The sequence below is a fragment of the Paraburkholderia aspalathi genome, from assembly GCF_905220735.1.
Classification (GTDB): Bacteria; Pseudomonadota; Gammaproteobacteria; order Burkholderiales; family Burkholderiaceae; genus Paraburkholderia; species Paraburkholderia aspalathi.
Genome location: NZ_CAJNBA010000010.1, coordinates 128,483 through 146,426, shown reverse-complemented (window position 1 = coordinate 146,426; position 17,944 = coordinate 128,483). Strand labels below are relative to the sequence as shown.

Here is a 17,944-nt window from a genome sequence, read left to right as displayed (position 1 = left end):
CATGGACTTGACTCAGGTTTCCTCATCCTCCTCTTCAGCCTCGCGGCCGCAGAAGTCGTTCGCGAACGAGGCACTCAACGTTGCTCAGTACGACGAGCGGCCGTTCCTGAAACGCCTCGGTGTCGTCGACTGGCTGTTCGCCGTCGTGATGGTCGCGGGCGCCGGGTTTGCGCTGTCGCGCTATCACCCGTTCATGAACTACTACGACAAACTGGTGCTGTGCCTGGCGGTGCCGGTGTTCGTCGTACTCGGCTGGCGCTGGAAGCCGGTGCGTCCGCTGATGGTGGGCATCGCCGCTCTGTCGTTGCTGGCGATCCAGATCTATCACGGCGATCTGACGCGCGCGGATAACGCGTTCTTGCTCAAATATTTCCTGTCGAGCCAGTCCGCGATTCTGTGGATGAGCGCGCTCTTCGTCTTTGCTACCGTCTTCTACTGGATCGGCCTGCTGTCGCGTTCACCGACCGGCGCCGCGATCGGTTCGAAAATGACGTGGGCCGCGGTGGTGATGGGCTTCGTCGGTCTGATGGTGCGGTGGTACGAGTCGTACCTGATCGGCGCGGACGTCGGCCATATTCCAATTTCGAACCTCTACGAAGTGTTCGTGCTGTTCAGCCTGATCACGGCGCTGTTCTATCTGTACTACGAGCAGCACTACAACACGCGTGCGCTCGGCGCATTCGTGCTGCTGGTGATCAGCGCGGCGGTCGGCTTCCTGATGTGGTACTCGGTCGCGCGCGACGCCCAGCAGATCCAGCCGCTCGTGCCGGCGCTGCAGAGCTGGTGGATGAAGATCCACGTGCCGGCTAACTTCATCGGCTATGGCAGCTTCGCGCTGTCGGCCATGGTCGGGGTCGCGTATCTGGCCAAAGAGCGCGGTGTGCTGGCCGACCGCCTGCCGCCGCTCGATGTGCTCGACGACCTGATGTACAAGTCGATCGCCGTCGGCTTCGCGTTCTTCACGATCGCGACGATTCTCGGTGCGCTGTGGGCCGCGGAAGCATGGGGCGGTTACTGGAGCTGGGACCCGAAGGAAACGTGGGCGCTGATCGTGTGGCTGAACTACGCGGCCTGGCTGCATATGCGCCTGATGAAGGGCCTGCGCGGCGCGGTGGCGGCCTGGTGGGCGCTGACCGGCCTGCTGGTGACGACCTTCGCGTTCCTCGGCGTCAACATGTTCCTGTCGGGGCTGCATAGCTACGGCAAGCTGTAAGATCTGCCGTTCTGAGCCGACTAAAAACCGCCGCGTGTTTCGCACCGGCGGTTTTTTTACGTCCGGCGGAATATTCGCTGCATCCAGTGTGTTTGTTAGATCAGCACCCAAGGATGGCTGGGCGAGTGGCTAAACGAGCCGATCATCAATATGGCCCCGTAAGATAGACAACCCGATGGGCCGGCAAGGAGCAGCACGATGTGGATCAAGCGAAGCGACAGAACTCAACTCGTTGGCGATGACATCGCACGCAGCGAAATCACGCCTCAGCATGTCTTCGAGAACCGGCGGCGCGTGTTGCAGGCTGCGGGCGCGTTGGCGCTCGGTAGTCTGATCGGCGTAAATGGCGAAGCGCTAGCCGCGTATTCGTCGCCGGATCCGAAGGCGCAGAAGCTCATGGCGAAGACCAACCCGAAGTTCGTCGCGCCCGACAAGATCACGCCGTACAAGGACATCACCACGTACAACAACTACTACGAGTTCGGCACCGACAAGGCGGATCCCGCGCACAACGCCGGTACGTTGCGTCCGCACCCGTGGAAGGTGAGCGTCGAGGGCGAAATCAAGAATCCGAAGGTGTACGACATCGACGAATTGCTGAAGCTCGCGCCGCTCGAGGAACGCGTGTATCGGTTGCGTTGTGTCGAAGGCTGGTCGATGGTGATTCCGTGGATTGGCGTGCCGCTCGCGGAGTTGATCAAGCGTGTGCAGCCGACCGGCAACGCCAAATACGTGCAATTCATCACGCTCGCCGATCCGTCGCAAATGCCTGGCCTGTCGACGCCGGTACTCGACTGGCCGTACACCGAAGGTCTGCGAATGGACGAAGCAATGAACCCGCTGACGTTCCTGACGATGGGTCTCTACGGCCAGGTGCTGCCGAATCAGAGCGGTGCGCCGATCCGTGTCGTGGTGCCGTGGAAGTACGGCTTCAAGAGCGCGAAGTCGCTGGTGAAAATCCGCTTCCTCGACAAGCAGCCGCCGACCAGCTGGAACACGTATGCTTCGAACGAATACGGTTTCTATTCGAACGTGAATCCGAACGTCGATCACCCGCGCTGGAGCCAGGCCACCGAGCGGCGCATCGGCGAAGATGGTTTCTTTACGCCCAAGCGCAAGACGTTGATGTTCAACGGCTACGGCGATCAGGTCGCGTCGCTGTATCAGGGCATGGACCTGAAGAAAAACTTTTGAGCGGCATCATGGCTTCCTCCGACACGCAACCTGTTGCCGAGACCTCGCGAACAACGCCGCGTACCAAAGCGCCGGCGTCAGCGACGACAAAGCGGCCCGCCACCGGTGCGCGCTGGATCGTACCCGCGAAAATCGTGGTGTTCATTGCGGCGTGGTATCCACTTGCGCGCATCGTGCTGTTCGGCGTGACCGATCGGCTGGGCGCGAATCCGATCGAGTTCATCACGCGCTCGACGGGCCGGTGGACGCTCGTCTTTCTTTGCATCACGCTGGCGGTGACGCCGTTGCGTCGACTGACCGGCATCACTGCATTGGCCAGGTTTCGTCGGATGCTAGGTCTCTATGCATTCTTCTACGCGACGCTGCACTTCACCACCTACCTGTGGTTCGACAAGTGGTTCGACGTTGCCGCGATTCTCAAGGACATCGGCAAACGGCCTTTCATCACTGTGGGTTTCGCGGCGTTCGTGCTGCTCATCGCATTGGCCGTTACATCGCCGCGCGCGATGGTGCGAAAACTTGGACGCCGCTGGCAGACATTGCATCGCGCGATCTATGCGATCGGCGGGCTCGCGATCCTGCACTTCTGGTGGATGAAGGCGGGCAAGCACGATCTGATCTTGCCGAAGATCTACGGGGCGATCATGGTCGCGTTGCTGGGGTGGCGTTTGCTCGTATGGCTGCGCGAGCGCAGGGTCAAGACACGCTGACCACGAGGTTCAAACGCGCAAATAAAAAGGCGATGCCGCAGTGGCATCGCCTTTTTTATCGCCGAGATCCAAGCTCAGACGTTTACGCCGGCAAGATCGTCTCGCCTGCAAACAGCTGCTTCACCTCTTCACGTGCACGGACCACATGCACCTGTGTACCATCAACCATCACCTCGGCCGCACGCGGACGGGTGTTGTAGTTCGAGCTCATCACAAAGCCATAGGCGCCAGCCGAGCGAATCGCCAGCAGATCGCCCGGTTCAACCGCCAGCAGACGCTCGCGACCCAGCCAATCGCCGCTTTCGCAAACCGGGCCGACCACGTCGTACACGTGGGCGGGCACGTCGCGCTTAACGACCGCCTCGATCGCGTGATACGCCTCGTACATCGCAGGGCGTGCGAGGTCGGTCATCGCCGCGTCGACGATGGCAAAGTTCTTTTCCGCGCCAGGCTTCAGAAATTCGACGCGCGTGAGCAGTACGCCGGCATTGCCGACCAGCGAACGGCCCGGCTCGAAATACACTTCGCGATGCCCATGACCGCGCGCTTCGATGCGATCCAGCACGGTGCGCACGAAGTCGCCGATTTCCGGCGGGGTTTCGTCGTCATACGTGATGCCGAGACCGCCGCCTACGTCGATGTGGCGAATCTTCACGCCGTCCTGTTCGATCTGTTCGACCAGTTCGAGAACCTTGTCGACTGCGTCCAGATACGGCGCGACTTCAGTGATCTGCGAGCCGATATGGCAGTCGATGCCGACCACGTCGAGATGCGTCATCGCCGCGGCGGCGCGATACGTAGCGCGTGCATCTTCGAACGCGACGCCGAACTTGTTCGACTTCAGGCCGGTGGAAATATACGGATGCGTTTTTGCGTCGACGTCCGGATTCACGCGCAGCGAGACGGGGGCCTTTTTGCCCATTTCCGCCGCCACCGCATTCAGACGGTCGAGCTCGGGAATCGACTCGACGTTGAAGCATTTGACGCCGGCCGCGAGCGCCTGACGCATCTCGTCCGCATGCTTGCCGACGCCGGAGAACACGGTGTTTTCCGCTTTGCCGCCGGCGGCCAGCACACGCGCCAGTTCACCGCCTGACACGATGTCGAAGCCCGCGCCAAGGCGCGCGAATACGTTCAGCACCGCGAGATTACTATTGGCCTTGACGGCGACGTGCACGGTCGCATGGCGGCCGGCGCAAGCGCCTGCGTAGGCATTCCACGCTTCGGTGAGCGCGGCGCGCGAATAGACGTACAGCGGCGTGCCGAACTGTTCGGCGAGTGAGGCGGCGGACACGCCCTCGGCGTGCAACACGCCGTCGACGTAGTCAAATGCGGATCGAGTCATGCGAAAGTCTTATTGAGCGGGAGTGACGGCGGAGGCAGGTTGCGCAGGCGCAGCAGCGGATGCGGGCGGCGCGGCGAGTTCGCTTTCCGGCGCCAACGAGAGCGGCGCGCCGGAAGTATCCGGCACCTCACCCATCGTGGAGGGGGTTGCCGTGCCCGATTTCACTGTATCCGGCGACGGCGGTTGTGTGCGATCGATCGGCTTGGCCGGTAGCGGCGGCACGGTGGGCAAATAGAGCGAACCGCGTTGCCCGCAGCCGGCAAGTGCACAACCTGCGAGAATGGCTAAACCCGCTACAATCGCGCGGCCGGGCACCGCCGCGCGCATCCGAGATACGACTCGCATGACTGTCCCTGAATAAATAATCGATGGAGTTTAGCATGTCCGATAGTGATTACCTGACCCGCGCGGAAGCCGCGCTAGCCGCCATCGAACGCGCGCTTGACGACACGGAAGCCGACATCGAACTCGAGCGCAGCGGCAATGTCCTGACCCTCGAATTCGAGAACCGCACGAAGATCATCGTCAACCTGCAGCCGCCGATGAGCGAGATCTGGATCGCCGCGAAAGCGGGTGGTTTCCACTTCCGTTTCATCGACGGTGAATGGCGCGATACGCGCAGCGGCACCGAGTTTTTCGCCGCGCTGTCGGAGTACGCGACGCAGCAGGCCGGCGAGCCGGTTCAGTTCAAAGCGTAAAGCGTTTGGTAAAAACCGCCGCGCATCGAGCGCGGCGGTTTTTTTCTGGCGAACGTTGCCGCCTCTTCTGAGCGCGTCTTTAGTGCCCGCGGAACAGATTCATGATGTCCTGCTTTTCCTGTTCGCCGACCTGCTCGGGCGCGGCCGCGGACGCACCGCTCGCCTCGGCATCCAGCGCTGCCTGACTGATACCGACCGTCGAGACGAATCCGTGGCCCGGCGTGAACTCGTCGAAATACAGTTCTGAGCCGAGCTCGGTCACACCGTCGGGCATCGGCATCTTGTAGTCCGGCACACCCTTGAGCGCGCGCGCCATGTATTCGATCCAAACCGGCAACGCGAGGCCGCCGCCCGTTTCCTTATCGCCGAGACTGCGCGGGTTGTCGTAACCGATCCACGCGATCGCTGTGAGCGTGTGCTGATAGCCGCCGAACCACGCATCGCGCGAATCGTTCGTCGTGCCGGTCTTGCCGCCGAGGTCGGTACGTTTCAGCACGTTGCTCTTCGCGCCCGTGCCTCGTTGCGCGACGCTTTGCAGCAGGCTGTTCATCACATACGCATTGCGCGGTTCGATCGCGTGCGGCGCGCTCTGCTCGGCGACCAGCGGTTGCGCGTGCGCCACGACGATGCCGCGCTGATCGGTGACTTCCGCGATCAGATACGGGTTGATGCGATAGCCGCCGTTAGCAAACACCGAGAACGCGCCGGCCATCTGCAAGGGCGTAACGAGTCCCGCGCCGAGCGCCATCGGGAGGTAAGCTGGGTGACGGTCCGCGTCGAAGCCGAAACGCGTGATGTATTGCTGCGCATACTTGGTGCCGATGTGGTTCAGGATGCGAATCGACACGAGGTTCTTCGACTTCTGCAGGGCGGTGCGCATGGTCATAGGACCATCGAAACCGCCGCCGTAGTTCTTCGGTTCCCACGCCTGGCCGCCCGTCTCCGCAGCGCTGAAAAAGAGCGGCGCATCGTTGATCACCGTGGCCGGTCCGAGCCCCTTTTCGAGCGAGGCCGAATAGATGAACGGCTTGAAGCTCGAGCCCGGTTGACGCCACGCCTGGGTCACGTGGTTGAACTTGTTCTTGTTGAAGTCGAAACCGCCGACCAGCGCGCGAATCGCGCCATCCTGCGGCACCACCGAAACGAATGCGCCTTCCACTTGAGGCAACTGCGTGATCGACCAGTTGCCCTCGTCATCCTTCACGACGCGAATGATCGCGCCGGGCCGCACGCGTTGATTCGGCTGCGCGCGCGTGCCGAGCGCGAACTGCGCGAAGCGCAGGCCGTCGCCCTGAATGGTCGCGACGTTGCCGTCGATGAAGGTGGCCTGCACCTGCTTCGGGCTCGCCGCCGTGACCACCGCGGCGATGATTTCACCGTTGTCGGGATGTTCGAGCAACGCGTCGTCGATGGCCTGTTCGCGGTCGTCCGCATCGGACGGCAAATCGATAAACGCTTCCGGCCCGCGATAGCCGTGGCGCCGTTCGTAGTCCATCAGACCTTTGCGCAGCGCCCGGTAAGCAACGTCCTGATCGGCCGAGTCGATGGTGGTCACCACGTTCAGCCCACGCGTGTACGCCTCTTCGCGATACTGCGCGTACATCATCTGCCGCACCATTTCCGCGACGTATTCCGCGTGCACGCTGAATTCCTTGCCCGCGCCCTTGACAATCAGCGGCTGCCTGCTTGCCTCGTCGTATTGTTCCTGAGTGATGTAGTGCAGTTCGTACATGCGCTGCAGGATGTACTCCTGGCGGATCTTCGCGCGCTTCGGATTGACCACCGGGTTATACGCGGACGGCGCCTTCGGCAAACCCGCCAGCATGGCGGATTCCGCCAGGGTCAGGTCCTTCAGATCTTTGCCGAAGTACACCCGCGCCGCGCTCGCGAAGCCATACGCACGCTGACCGAGATAGATCTGATTCATGTACACCTCGAGAATCTGATCTTTCGACAGCTTCGACTCGATCTTGTACGCGAGCAGCATCTCGTAGATCTTGCGCGTGTAGGTCTTTTCACTCGACAGGAAGAAGTTGCGCGCCACCTGCATGGTGATCGTGCTGGCGCCTTGCGTGGCGTGGCCGTTGGTCAGTGCGACGAAGCCGGCGCGCGCAATGCCTGTGAGGTCGACGCCGCCGTGATCGTAGAAGCGCGCGTCTTCAATCGCCAACACGGCTTTCTTCAGGCTATCCGGCACGTCCTGGATATGGACGATATCGCGCCGTTCTTCACCGAATTCGCCGATCAGCACGTGGTCGGCCGTATAGATGCGCAATGGCACCTTCGGCCGGTAGTCGGTCAGCGCATCGAGCGACGGCAGGTTCGGCGTTGCTACCACCAGCGCATAACCGAGCACCAGCAGCACGCACAGGATGCCTGCGACGATCAGACCCACCAGGCCGATGATGAGCTTGAGCCACAGGGGGCGTTTGCGCTTCTGCGGCGCGGGCGGCGGAGACGTGGGAGACGTGGATTGCATATGGGCACCAAAAAACAGTCCCGCGATTATAGCCGCCTCGCTTTTCAGCTTTCGGCGTGCTTACTGACAGTTCTTGACAAGTCTGCACGCCGCGCGCGGGAATGACTTCACTGTAGACGCTTTGATGGCCGAGAGGGCGCGCGTCGCGCAACGTTAGCCATTCGGCTGAGTGTCGCGCGGCGGCGCGGCTAAGCACAATCCTCACTCGTTACTCGCGTTCGAATGGTTCGTCGCGTGAGTCTGAGGGAGGGCGTGATGACATTCAAAAGTTCGTGGCTTCAAGGTGTGCAACTCGGCGCGCAGCGTTTCGCGGCGGGCATCGATGTGGGTTCGCAGGCGGTGCGGCTGGTCGTGGTGAGTCAGCATTCGCGCGCACGTGCCGCGCTGCACATCGAACATGCGAGCACCGTGCCGCTCGGCGCGGGCGCAATGGCCGGTACGGAGATCGCCGACCGGCATGCGGTGGCGCGTGCGTTGCGTGACGCATTCGCGGGGCTGCCGCGCGCGTGTGCGACGCATGCATTGCGCTGCGCGATGGCGCTGCCCGCCTCGGCCACGTTGACCACTACCGTGCCGCTCACACGGCTTGCCGCGCTCGCCGGTTGCGTGGGAGACGGCGGGCATGAACTCGCCGAACTCGAACCGGCGGTGATGAGCGAAGTCGAGCGCATCGCAGGCCTCGAGCGGCACGCGTTGGCGGTCGACTGGTTCGTCGACGAAACGCGTTCGCCAATCCGTTCGGTGACGATCGCCGCAACCGCACGCCAGCATCTCGAAGCGCGTATCGAATGCGCCGCGACCGCCGGCATCTCGCTCACCGCGATCGATGGCGAGCCGCACGCGGCATTGCGCGCCATGCGCTACGCGGCCAGTCACGAACTCGATCCGCACGAACCCTATGTCGCGCTCTGGATCGGCACGGACGGCGTGTATGGCTGGCGCATCGTCGACGATTGCCTGGTCGGTGAAATGCGCTACCCGGCTCCCGAACACGCCGATCTCGCTGACGCGTTGCGTGATCTTGTCCACGGCCCCGTACTCGATTGTGCGTTGTTGAGCGGCGAGGTCGATCTGCTCGACAGCGTGGGTTTCTCGATCGCGGATATCGCCGATGTGTTGGGTTGCACCGTGATGCCGTTCGAGTGTGCGGCGCTGGGTGGGCGCGCACGTCAACTGCACGATCCGCTGTTGCACGAGCCGGCTGCCGCGGTCGCATTCGGACTTGCGTTGCGCGGAGTACTCGAATGATGCGCGGTCTGCAGCCCCGTTTGGATCCGGCGGCCCCGGACACGCGTGCTTCTACGCGTGGCGTGCGCTTCACACAGCCGTGGCTCGGCGGCTTCAACCTGCTGCCGTACAGGCAACGCAACGCCCGGCTCGCGCGCCGGCGGCGTCTGCTCGAATGGTTTGCCGCCGCGCTAGCCGGTTTTGCGGCCGTGTTCGCGTTAGTCGGATGGCAGGCATTCGAAAGGGCGCGGCTGGATGCGCGGCGCGCGTCGGTCGAACAATCGCTTGCGCAACTGGCCGGGCCGCTCGCCGAGCACACCAGATTGTTGCGGGTGCAGGACGAACAACGCAAAGGCGTGGCGCGTGCGATGAACTTGTCCGAGCCACTTACGCATTTGCGCGACCTGCTGGATGCACTGAGTTTTGAACCCGGTGACGGTGTGGTGTTGCAGCAGATGCGGCAGCGCGAGCATGAGACGGAGTTGCTCGCGACCTCGCGCGGACATATCGCATCGGCCGAGTGGCTCAAACGCTTGAGCGCGATCCGCGGTGTGAAGGGCGCCGAGGTGAGCGATCTGCGTCGCTCGGCGTCACGCAGCAGTCCGGTGGCGGCGGCCAGCGTGAGCGGCCCGATCGAATTCGGAGCGCATCTGCGTTGGGGCGACCCGCCGAAGAAAACAGCCCATACGTCGGGCCTCGCCGCGCAACGTCACATGAAATCTGAACAGTCAGGAGATACGAAATGAGTACGACTTTTGTCGGGTTCGGCGGCGCGGCCAGCGCGCGGCCAGCGCTTTCTCAGTGGATGACGCGCGTGCGCGTGCCGCTCGCTGCCTGGAGTCGTCGGCGCCGTTGGGCGGTTGCGTTGCTGATCGCTGCAGTGGTGTTCGGACTTGGCACGCATGGTTGGGTTGTGGCGGATCTCGGCGGCATCGAGGCGAGCCGTGCGGCATTGGAGGCGGCCACGCGGCACCTCACTGACGCGCACCGTGCGCTGACGCAATTGCCCGCGCTGCGTCGGGACGTTGCCGCCATGCCGGGTGCACAGTTGCCTGCGCCATGGACCTCCGCGGACGACGTGCGGATCGTATCCGAACTCGCGGCGCAGAATAGCGTCTCGTTGCTCTCGGTAGAACCGGGTGCTGCCAGTGGCTCAGGTGCCGAAAGCATGCGTCCTGTGCAACTCACCGCGCACACCGATTTCGTTCACCTGATGGCATTTCTGCGCGGCCTGTCGGATCTGCCGGTGCTGATCGTGCCCGTCGATGTGACGGTCAAGCGCGATGCGGATTGGTTAGCGGTGAAAGCAACGCTGCACGTATTCAGCGCGCTGAGGCCGCTGCCTTCAACTGCGAATGCGGACGCGTTCGCCGACGAAAGCCTCGATTCGGATGACGAAGAAAATATCGTGTTCTTCGACCCGTTCTCGCTTCCGCAGATGCTTGCGTCCGGTGAGCCGCCGCCTGATGCTTCGCAGCTGCGCCTCGTCGGCTTGCTGCACGATCGCACGCGCGGACTTGCCTTGCTAGATACGCCGGATGGTGCGACCACCGTCGTGTCCGGGCAGCAACTCGGCACCGAGCGCGTCACGCGGCTCGACGCGCTCAGCATCACGCTGGCAAATGGCGGCGTGACACGCACGCTGGCACTGACGGGGACGTCCTGATGAGGTTGATGAAGACGTTCGGTTTTGCGGAGTCGCGCGTCGGCGTTCGTGTGTGGTTTGGTTCGGGCGTGTGTCGCGGCTTGTCTGGAAGGATGCGTGCGAGCCCAGTTTGCAACTTGGTTCGCAGCTCGATTCACAATCCGCTTTGCAGCCTGCTTCGCAATCCGATTCGCAGCCTGATCGCATGCATGGCGATAAGCGTCGGCATCGCGCATGCTTCGACGCCACCGTTGCCGCCGCTGCCCGCATACATGCCGCTCGACGACGCCATTACGGCGCCCGAAGCCCGATACGATGTACCGCCCTTACCGCGCGGCATCGCTGCCGAAGTACCCAACCCGTTCCGCGACAATTCCGTCGCCGACTCTGGCGTATCGCGAGGGACGGCACCAGCTGACATCGGACGCGCTGACGACCTTGCCGACGACGCAGACGGTTCGGTGCCACTACGGAGGCAATCCGCGATGTCGGCGCACAACGACGCCAAGGGAACCTCGGCGCTCGAAGGGCCGCCGGTGCCGTTGCCTCCGCTTGCGCGCCTGAGCAACGCACCGAAGACCCCCGACGACGCCAAACTCGCCGCCGACGACAAACCGATCTCGCTCAACTTCCAGCGCGCGGAACTCGGCGCGGTGCTTAACGCGTTCGCCCAGTTCACCGGCCTGAACATCGTCGCGAGCGAGAGAGTGCGTGGCGCCGTCACACTACGACTCGACAAGGTCCCGTGGCGCACTGCATTCGATACCTTGCTCGACGTCAACGGGCTCGCCATGGAGCGCCACGGCAACGTGATCTGGGTCGCGCCGATCGCGGAGCTGGCCGCGCGCGAACGGCAGCGTTTCGAAGCGCACGCGAGAGCCGCCGATCTCGAACCGCTCGCAAGCCGCACGTTCGAGCTGCACTACGCGCGGGCCGAAGACGTGCGGCGCCTGCTGACCGGCGCCGGTAACCAGCGCGTGCTGTCCAAACGCGGCGCCGCGACGGCCGATCCGCGCACCAATCTGCTGTTCGTCACCGATCTCGAAGGACGCCTCGCGCAAATCACGGCGCTGCTTGCTTCCGTCGACCGGCCGACCCGGCAGGTGTTGATCGAAGCGCGCATCGTCGAGGGAGAGCACGGTTTTTCGCGCAATCTCGGCGTGCGGCTCTCCATGGCGGCCACTAGCGCCGACGGCACCGCCCGAGGCCTGACCGGCGGCGCGGACGGCACCGTGTACGATCTGTCAGCGCGTCCGATTTCCGGTTTCGATGCCGCCACTGCCGGGCTGACCTTGTTCGCAGCCGGCGCGACGCGGCTCCTGAACATCGAGCTGAGCGCGCTGGAGGCCGAAGGCCGCGGCGAAATCGTCTCGAGCCCCCGGGTGGTGACGGCGGACCGGATGAAAGCGGTCGTCGAGCAGGGCACCGAGCTGCCCTATCAGGCGAAAGTGGGGCAGGGCGTGTCGGGCGTGCAGTTTCGCCGCGCTACGCTCAAACTGGAGGTCGAGCCGCAAATCATGCCGGACGGTAGAGTGGTGCTGGACCTCGACGTCGCCAAAGACAGCGTCGGCGAGCAGACCGACGCCGGGCCCGCGATTAATACCAAACACGTGCAAACGCGCGTCGAAGTCGAAGATGGTGGTACGGTGTCGATCGGCGGAATTTACGCGACCGACAACCGGGACGATGTGACGCGGGTGCCGCTCCTGGGCAAAATACCGGTTTTAGGCGCGCTTTTCCGCCATCGGGCCCATCGGGACCAGCGCAGTGAACTGGCAGTTTTCATCACGCCGCGCGTCGTTCAGACAAATTAGGGGCACGCTGCCGCCGCTCTCCAGCGGCGGCCTGCAGGCTCGACAAGGCAGCCGCTTTGCCAGTAAGCTGCGGCACGAACCATACCGGATTAGCCAGAGGGACACCGTTGCAAGCGCGGGACGCACACGCCAATGTATTTTTTGTAGGGCTCATGGGGGCAGGCAAAACCACCGTGGGCCGGGCCATTGCGCGCCGTCTCGATCGCCCGTTCTTCGATTCCGACCATGAAATCGAGGCGCGTACGGGCGCGCGCATCCCGGTGATCTTCGAGCTGGAAGGCGAAGCGGGCTTTCGCGATCGCGAAGCGCACGTGATTTCCGACCTGACCGGGCGCGACAATATCGTGCTGGCCACGGGCGGCGGCGCGGTGCTGCGGCCGGAAAACCGCGAAGCGCTGCAAAATCGGGGTGTGGTGATCTATTTGCGCGCCAATCCGCACGATCTGTGGCTGCGCACCCGACGCGACAAGAATCGCCCGCTTTTGCAGACTGAAGACCCCAAAGCGCGCCTCGAGGCGCTCTACGAAGTACGCGATCCGCTATACCGGGAATGCGCGCACTTCGTGATCGAAACTGGCCGGCCCTCGGTCAACGGACTCGTCAACATGGTTCTGATGCAGCTCGAGATGGCCGGCGTCGCCAAACATCCTGCGTCATAATGGACCGTATGATTACCGTCAATGTCGAACTGGGCGAGCGCGCCTACCCCATCCATATCGGTGCCGATCTGATCGGCCAGACCGCGTTGTTCGCGCCGCATATCGCCGGCAGTTCGGTCACTATCGTCACGAACACCACGGTTGACCCGCTGTACGGTGACAAGCTGCGCGCCGCGTTGGCGCCGCTTGGCAAGCAGGTGTCCACGGTTGTTTTGCCCGACGGCGAAGCGTACAAGAACCTCGAAACCCTGAACCTGATTTTCGACGCGCTGCTGGGCTCGCGCGCCGATCGCAAGACCACGCTGATTGCCTTGGGCGGCGGCGTGATCGGCGACATGACGGGGTTTGCCGCGGCCTGCTACATGCGCGGCGTGCCGTTCATCCAGGTGCCGACTACCTTGCTATCGCAGGTGGATTCGTCGGTGGGCGGCAAGACGGGCATCAACCATCCGCTTGGCAAGAACATGATCGGCGCGTTCTACCAGCCGCAGGCGGTGATCGCCGACATCGGCGCGCTGCGTACGCTGCCGGCGCGTGAACTGGCGGCGGGCGTCGCTGAAGTGATCAAGACCGGCGCGATTGCCGACGCCGGTTTCTTCAGCTGGATCGAAGCGAACGTCGAAGCGCTCAATCGCTGCGAGCCCGAAGTGCTGGCCTTGGCGGTCAAGCGCTCGTGTGAGATCAAGGCGTCAGTCGTGGCGCAGGACGAGCGCGAAGGCGGGCTGCGCGCGATCCTCAATTTCGGCCACACCTTCGGCCATGCGATCGAAGCCGGACTCGGCTACGGCGAATGGCTTCACGGCGAGGCGGTGGGCTGCGGGATGGTGATGGCGGCGGACCTGTCCGTGCGCATGGGTTATCTCGACGAAGCGGCGCGCAAGCGTCTGGTCGACGTGATCGTTGCCGCGCATCTGCCCACCCGGGCGCCTGCGCTCGGCGAGTCGCGTTATGTCGACCTCATGCGGGTCGACAAGAAGGCTGAAGCCGGCGCGATCAAATTCATTCTGCTGAAGCGTTTCGGTGAGACGCTGATCACCCAGGCGCCCGACGCCGAGGTGCACGCCACGCTGGCCGCCGCCGTCTAGACCGACCCGGCAGAGGCTTCGCAGCAAGGCAGCACGTACGAGCGTCACGAGGCGCCGCCCATGTTTCGGAGAATCCGGTGACTGACAGGCGCAGCGACGATGTAAAGCATGACCCGGCAGGCACGCCCGTGAGCGGCGTGCCGTCGCAGGAAGCACTCGAAGCGCACCTCGCGCCGTATGCGGCACGTTCTGCTCAATCGCGCGGACGCCGCTATCCCGAAGCCGCGCCCAGCGCGCGCACCGAATTCCAGCGCGATCGCGACCGCATTGTCCATTCGACGGCGTTCCGCCGGCTCGAATACAAAACCCAGGTATTCGTGAATCACGAGGGCGATCTGTTTCGCACGCGACTCACCCATAGCCTGGAAGTCGCGCAGATTGCCCGTTCCGTGGCTCGCAATCTGCGCGTCAACGAAGACCTCGTTGAAGCCATTTCGCTTGCGCACGATCTCGGTCATACACCGTTCGGCCATGCGGGCCAGGACGCGCTGAACGAATGTATGCGCGAGCATGGCGGCTTCGAACACAATCTGCAAAGCCTCGCGGTGGTCGACGATCTGGAGGAGCACTACGGCGCGTTCAACGGCCTGAATCTGTGCTTCGAAACGCGGGAAGGCATTCTCAAGCACTGCTCGCGCGAGAATGCGCGGCGCCTCGGCGCGCTCGGCGAGCGCTTTCTGGAGGGGCGGCAGCCTTCCATCGAAGCGCAGATCGCCAATGTCGCCGATGAGATCGCGTACAACAACCACGACGTCGACGACGGCTTGCGCTCGGGCTTGCTCACGGTGGAGCAGCTTGCCGAAGTGGAGTTATGGCAGACGCACTACGTGGCGGCGCGCGGCGACTTTCCGCAGATCGAAGGGCGCCGGCTGATTCACGAGACGGTGCGCCGCATCATCAATACGTTGATCGTCGACCTGATCGATACGACCTCGCTCAATCTTGCAAAGCATGCGCCGGCTTCGCTGGACGCAGTGCGCGCCGCACCGCCGCTGGTCGCGCATAGCGAAGCAATCTCCGCGCAGGCGGCGGTGCTCAAGCGTTTCCTGTTCAAAAATCTGTACCGCCACTATCGCGTGATGCGCATGGCCAATAAGGCCCGCCGCGTGGTGGCCGGTTTGTTCGATGCGTTCACCGAAGATTCGCGGCTATTGCCACCCGGTTATCAATCAACGGACGCGTCGCAGCAACCGCGCCTGATCGCCCATTACATCGCGGGCATGACGGATCGATACGCGGTGAAGGAGTATCAACGGCTGTTCGTAATCGACGACAACTAAACGGGCCTGCACCGACGGGCGTCGGCGCAAAAAGGCCGCCGCGATGGCGGCCCGTCTCGCTGCTCGTTGCAAAAACCCGCCTAGCGCACCCGCGATGCGAACAGCGCACCCGCGATCAGCGCAACGCCGCCGACGATCGCAATCGTCTGCCAGGGGTTTTCGTGCACGTAGTCGTCGGCGTCGGCGATCGCCACTTCAGCGCGTTCGCGCATGGCTTCGCGGGTGTCGTTCAGGCGCTCGCGAGCGGTGTCGAGCTGCTTGCGCAGTTTGCTGCGCAGTGCCACTGCATCCGCCTGGGTGCCGTCCGCCAGGGTGGATTCGAGTTCCGACATCAGCGTGCGCAGTTCACCTGCGATATCTTCGGCCGCGTGGCGGCTATGGCGAGCGATACGCCGCGCACGGCGGCTGGTGGTGGTCCAGGATTCGCCGAGGGCGTCTCGCGTGTTCGGAAGTGTTGTCATGGTCGCTCCGTCGATGAGATGAGGATGAAAAAGGTCCCACGCTGGCATAGAGATACACGTCGCCACGCGGGAAACACTTCGAGAGCGCAACTTCGGTGCCAAACCCCAAGCCCCTACGCACCGTGGCGCGGGCCGCGATTCCTCAGCAGATATTGCACGAGCCGGCCCGCTTGCTGGTCAAATTTACAAACGCACGCTCGCACTTGCCCCGCTGGATGATCGCCACACACACCGCGAACAGCCCTTCCACGCGCACCAAATGAAAAACGCCGTCATTGGATGATGACAGCGTTGTCCAAGCCGCGAAAATTCGACTACCCTAACTAAACGGCCCCAATTTCGTGACGCGTTAGAAACGGTAACCGATGTTGACGTAGGTAACGATCGGGTTCAGCTTGATCTTGGTTTGCGATTGCACATTCAGCGTGCCGACCGGCGTGTTTGCGGCGGTGCTGAGCTTGGCGGTCGTGCTGAGCGGCAGGTACGAGACCGAGACGCCCGCGAACCAGTGCTGGTTGAACGCATAGGTGAAACCCGCATTAAACACCGGCTCCCACGAACTATCCGTAGAGACGCTGGTCGGACCATGCAGAACGTTTGCCTCGAATGCGCCGTTGGTGATCTTTTCGTCGGTGAACCAGATGCGGCTTACACCGATGCCGAGATACGGGCGGAAGGTGGCGGTCGGGGCGTTGAAGTAGTACTTGAACAGCAGAGTCGGGCTCCACTGTTTCGCCTGACCCAGCTTGCCGAATTGGGCGAGGCTGCCCGAGCCTTCAAGGTCGAACGAAGGTGGGACGCCGATCACGAACTCGGTCGCGATGTGATCTGTGATGAAGTAGCCGGCGGTGAAGCCAAGAGTGTCGGCTGAACTGAGTGATGCGCCGGTGTTGGCTTCGGTGATGTTGGTCGGGCTGCCGCCAATGCTTGTCACTTTCAACGGGTCGCTGCTCGATTGAGGCGCAAGATGGAACCAGCCTGATGTGACGTAAAAGCTTCCGGCCGATTGCGCGTGCGCTGCCGTTGTCATGCAGGCTAGCGCCGCGATCCCCGTTACGGCCTGTTTTAATTTCATATGTGCTCCTCCAAAAAAGGCCCGCTCATTATGACTACAACGTTTGAAACAAACCATACGCGGCGGTTAGAGCTTTCTCCCTAGGCTCCGCGTGGTTTCTGGCTTAGCCGTGCTGCGCCGAACCCCGGGCGCGCGCGGTTCTTCGGACCTTCGGGTATGTACCAACGCGACTATTGGATACTCCAGCATGGCACGGCTTGCACGTCTCTATGTCCCTGACCAGCCGCAGCACGTCATCCTCCGTGGACTCGATCAGCAGCCCGCATTCGTCGACGACCAGGACTACGAGCTTTTCATCGACTGTTTAAAAGCGGCTTCACGCGACCATCACTTGTCCATCCACGCGTATGCGTTGATGCCTGGCTCTGTCCAACTGCTCGTCACGCCCACTGAGGAGTCGAGCCTGCCGAAGGCGATGCAGGCGGTGGGGCGCCGCTACGTTGCGCACTTCAACCGGCGTTACGCGCGCCGCGGCACCCTGTGGGAGGGCCGCTACCGTGCCACGGTCATTGAAGGTGAGCGGTATTTCCTGCTGGCGAGCCGCGTAGTTGAGATGTCGCCGGTGCGAGCCGGGCTGGTGAGCGCGCCCGAGGACTACCGCTGGTCGAGCTACCGGCATCACATCGGCCTCACGCTCGACAGCCTGATTACCGACCACCCGTTGTACTGGTCGCTCGGCAACACGCCGTTCGAACGACAGCGCGCTTACCGCGAGTTGTGCGAGCAGCCGCTCGACGAACGCGAAGCCAGTCAGCTTCAGCAGGCCACCCTGAAAGGTTGGGTTCTGGGCAGCGACACCTACCGCGAATGGGCGGCGCGGGCCGCCAACCGGCGTGTTTCGCCGCTGCCGCGCGGCCGGCCGCGCAAGGTCCGCGAGACACCGCAGACGCAATAAAACGTTCCATATCAAAGGGCTGCACCCGAAACGGCATCTTCGCATGCCGTTTTCTTTTGCATCTTTTTGATGTGGCACCAATAAAAAATAGCCGCAATGCACCAACTTGATAATTGGGGTTCGAACATCACGTTTTATTTGCTATTCCGTTGATTCGTCGCGTA

General features: G+C 62.9%; 17 protein-coding genes. 12 read left to right on the top strand and 5 right to left on the bottom strand.

Annotation, left to right across the window (positions count from 1 at the left end; genetic code table 11):
- Position 1 precedes the first annotated feature (1 nt).
- The 3 genes from ccsB to msrQ all read left to right on the top strand — a co-directional run bounded on the left by ccsB (position 2) and on the right by msrQ (position 3,117).
- Positions 2 to 1,213, top strand: coding sequence for a c-type cytochrome biogenesis protein CcsB (ccsB, locus tag KHO30_RS34760; protein WP_211703579.1), 1,212 nt, complete (start codon positions 2 to 4; stop codon positions 1,211 to 1,213).
- Positions 1,214 to 1,411: 198 nt separating this feature from the next.
- Positions 1,412 to 2,407 (top strand): protein-methionine-sulfoxide reductase catalytic subunit MsrP, encoded by a 996-nt coding sequence (gene msrP / locus KHO30_RS34755; RefSeq protein ID WP_211703578.1) that lies wholly within the window; start codon positions 1,412 to 1,414, stop codon positions 2,405 to 2,407.
- Between the two features lie 8 nt (positions 2,408 to 2,415).
- Positions 2,416 to 3,117, top strand: a complete 702-nt coding sequence (gene msrQ, locus KHO30_RS34750; protein ID WP_211703577.1) for a protein-methionine-sulfoxide reductase heme-binding subunit MsrQ — start codon at positions 2,416 to 2,418, stop codon at positions 3,115 to 3,117.
- An 82-nt stretch (positions 3,118 to 3,199) separates the two neighbouring features.
- On the opposite strand, the gene lysA is transcribed toward msrQ, so the two are convergent.
- Positions 3,200 to 4,462, bottom strand: a complete 1,263-nt coding sequence (gene lysA / locus KHO30_RS34745) for a diaminopimelate decarboxylase (protein ID WP_211703576.1) — start codon at positions 4,460 to 4,462, stop codon at positions 3,200 to 3,202.
- Positions 4,463 to 4,471: 9 nt separating this feature from the next.
- The gene (gene lptM, locus KHO30_RS34740; protein WP_211703575.1) at positions 4,472 to 4,807 is read right to left on the bottom strand and encodes an LPS translocon maturation chaperone LptM; all 336 of its coding nucleotides are present in this window, start codon (positions 4,805 to 4,807) and stop codon (positions 4,472 to 4,474) included.
- A 35-nt stretch (positions 4,808 to 4,842) separates the two neighbouring features.
- Between lptM and cyaY the strand changes: the two genes are divergently transcribed.
- Positions 4,843 to 5,160 (top strand): iron donor protein CyaY, encoded by a 318-nt coding sequence (gene cyaY / locus KHO30_RS34735; RefSeq protein ID WP_093643394.1) that lies wholly within the window; start codon positions 4,843 to 4,845, stop codon positions 5,158 to 5,160.
- A gap of 79 nt (positions 5,161 to 5,239) precedes the next feature.
- Here cyaY and KHO30_RS34730 read toward each other — a convergent pair whose 3' ends face one another.
- Complete coding sequence (locus KHO30_RS34730; protein WP_200650938.1) at positions 5,240 to 7,639, bottom strand: penicillin-binding protein 1A; 2,400 nt, start codon at positions 7,637 to 7,639, stop codon at positions 5,240 to 5,242.
- 255 nt (positions 7,640 to 7,894) lie between these two features.
- Here KHO30_RS34730 and pilM point away from each other — a divergent pair, with 255 nt between their 5' ends.
- From pilM to KHO30_RS34695, 7 genes are all read left to right on the top strand, one after another.
- Positions 7,895 to 8,887 (top strand): type IV pilus biogenesis protein PilM, encoded by a 993-nt coding sequence (pilM, locus tag KHO30_RS34725; protein WP_211703574.1) that lies wholly within the window; start codon positions 7,895 to 7,897, stop codon positions 8,885 to 8,887.
- Positions 8,884 to 9,612: a fimbrial assembly protein gene (locus tag KHO30_RS34720; protein ID WP_425312936.1), complete on the top strand. Its 729-nt coding sequence runs from the start codon at positions 8,884 to 8,886 to the stop codon at positions 9,610 to 9,612. The genes pilM and KHO30_RS34720 overlap by 4 nt, the downstream gene beginning before the upstream one ends.
- Positions 9,609 to 10,532, top strand: coding sequence for a hypothetical protein (locus tag KHO30_RS34715; protein ID WP_211703573.1), 924 nt, complete (start codon positions 9,609 to 9,611; stop codon positions 10,530 to 10,532). Before KHO30_RS34720 ends, KHO30_RS34715 begins: the two co-directional genes overlap by 4 nt.
- Positions 10,533 to 10,720: 188 nt before the next feature.
- Positions 10,721 to 12,325: a type IV pilus secretin PilQ gene (locus KHO30_RS34710; protein WP_244179513.1), complete on the top strand. Its 1,605-nt coding sequence runs from the start codon at positions 10,721 to 10,723 to the stop codon at positions 12,323 to 12,325.
- 107 nt (positions 12,326 to 12,432) lie between these two features.
- Entirely contained in the window at positions 12,433 to 12,984 is a 552-nt protein-coding gene (locus tag KHO30_RS34705) for a shikimate kinase (RefSeq protein ID WP_093643398.1), read from the top strand.
- Positions 12,984 to 14,069 carry a 3-dehydroquinate synthase gene (gene aroB, locus KHO30_RS34700; protein ID WP_200619838.1) on the top strand — a complete coding sequence of 362 codons (1,086 nt, stop codon included), beginning with the start codon at positions 12,984 to 12,986 and terminating at the stop codon, positions 14,067 to 14,069. Before KHO30_RS34705 ends, aroB begins: the two co-directional genes overlap by 1 nt.
- A 77-nt stretch (positions 14,070 to 14,146) precedes the next feature.
- Positions 14,147 to 15,349, top strand: a complete 1,203-nt coding sequence (locus KHO30_RS34695; RefSeq protein WP_093643399.1) for a deoxyguanosinetriphosphate triphosphohydrolase — start codon at positions 14,147 to 14,149, stop codon at positions 15,347 to 15,349.
- Between the two features lie 80 nt (positions 15,350 to 15,429).
- Here KHO30_RS34695 and KHO30_RS34690 read toward each other — a convergent pair whose 3' ends face one another.
- Together KHO30_RS34690 and KHO30_RS34685 are read right to left on the bottom strand one after the other, a co-directional pair.
- Positions 15,430 to 15,810: an ElaB/YgaM/YqjD family protein gene (locus KHO30_RS34690; RefSeq protein WP_093643400.1), complete on the bottom strand. Its 381-nt coding sequence runs from the start codon at positions 15,808 to 15,810 to the stop codon at positions 15,430 to 15,432.
- A gap of 349 nt (positions 15,811 to 16,159) precedes the next feature.
- On the bottom strand, positions 16,160 to 16,885 hold the full coding sequence (locus KHO30_RS34685) for an OmpW/AlkL family protein (RefSeq protein ID WP_200619836.1): 726 nt from the start codon (positions 16,883 to 16,885) through the stop codon (positions 16,160 to 16,162).
- A 187-nt stretch (positions 16,886 to 17,072) separates the two neighbouring features.
- On the opposite strand from KHO30_RS34685, the gene KHO30_RS34680 reads away from it, so the two are divergent.
- Positions 17,073 to 17,780, top strand: coding sequence for a transposase (locus KHO30_RS34680; RefSeq protein WP_054036587.1), 708 nt, complete (start codon positions 17,073 to 17,075; stop codon positions 17,778 to 17,780).
- Positions 17,781 to 17,944: the final 164 nt, after the last annotated feature.

Excerpts from the sequence above, each read along its gene's own strand:
- KHO30_RS34685 (WP_200619836.1), bottom strand. The coding sequence starts at position 16,885 with ATGAAATTAAAACAGGCCGTAACGGGGATCGCGGCGCTAGCCTGCATG.
- lptM (WP_211703575.1), bottom strand. The coding sequence starts at position 4,807 with ATGCGAGTCGTATCTCGGATGCGCGCGGCGGTGCCCGGCCGCGCGATT.
- KHO30_RS34710 (WP_244179513.1), top strand. The coding sequence starts at position 10,721 with ATGGCGATAAGCGTCGGCATCGCGCATGCTTCGACGCCACCGTTGCCG.
- lysA (WP_211703576.1), bottom strand. The coding sequence starts at position 4,462 with ATGACTCGATCCGCATTTGACTACGTCGACGGCGTGTTGCACGCCGAG.
- KHO30_RS34720 (WP_425312936.1), top strand. The coding sequence starts at position 8,884 with ATGATGCGCGGTCTGCAGCCCCGTTTGGATCCGGCGGCCCCGGACACG.
- aroB (WP_200619838.1), top strand. The coding sequence starts at position 12,984 with ATGGACCGTATGATTACCGTCAATGTCGAACTGGGCGAGCGCGCCTAC.
- KHO30_RS34730 (WP_200650938.1), bottom strand. The coding sequence starts at position 7,639 with ATGCAATCCACGTCTCCCACGTCTCCGCCGCCCGCGCCGCAGAAGCGC.
- ccsB (WP_211703579.1), top strand. The coding sequence starts at position 2 with ATGGACTTGACTCAGGTTTCCTCATCCTCCTCTTCAGCCTCGCGGCCG.
- msrQ (WP_211703577.1), top strand. The coding sequence starts at position 2,416 with ATGGCTTCCTCCGACACGCAACCTGTTGCCGAGACCTCGCGAACAACG.
- KHO30_RS34690 (WP_093643400.1), bottom strand. The coding sequence starts at position 15,810 with ATGACAACACTTCCGAACACGCGAGACGCCCTCGGCGAATCCTGGACC.
- pilM (WP_211703574.1), top strand. The coding sequence starts at position 7,895 with ATGACATTCAAAAGTTCGTGGCTTCAAGGTGTGCAACTCGGCGCGCAG.
- KHO30_RS34715 (WP_211703573.1), top strand. The coding sequence starts at position 9,609 with ATGAGTACGACTTTTGTCGGGTTCGGCGGCGCGGCCAGCGCGCGGCCA.
- cyaY (WP_093643394.1), top strand. The coding sequence starts at position 4,843 with ATGTCCGATAGTGATTACCTGACCCGCGCGGAAGCCGCGCTAGCCGCC.
- KHO30_RS34680 (WP_054036587.1), top strand. The coding sequence starts at position 17,073 with ATGGCACGGCTTGCACGTCTCTATGTCCCTGACCAGCCGCAGCACGTC.
- msrP (WP_211703578.1), top strand. The coding sequence starts at position 1,412 with ATGTGGATCAAGCGAAGCGACAGAACTCAACTCGTTGGCGATGACATC.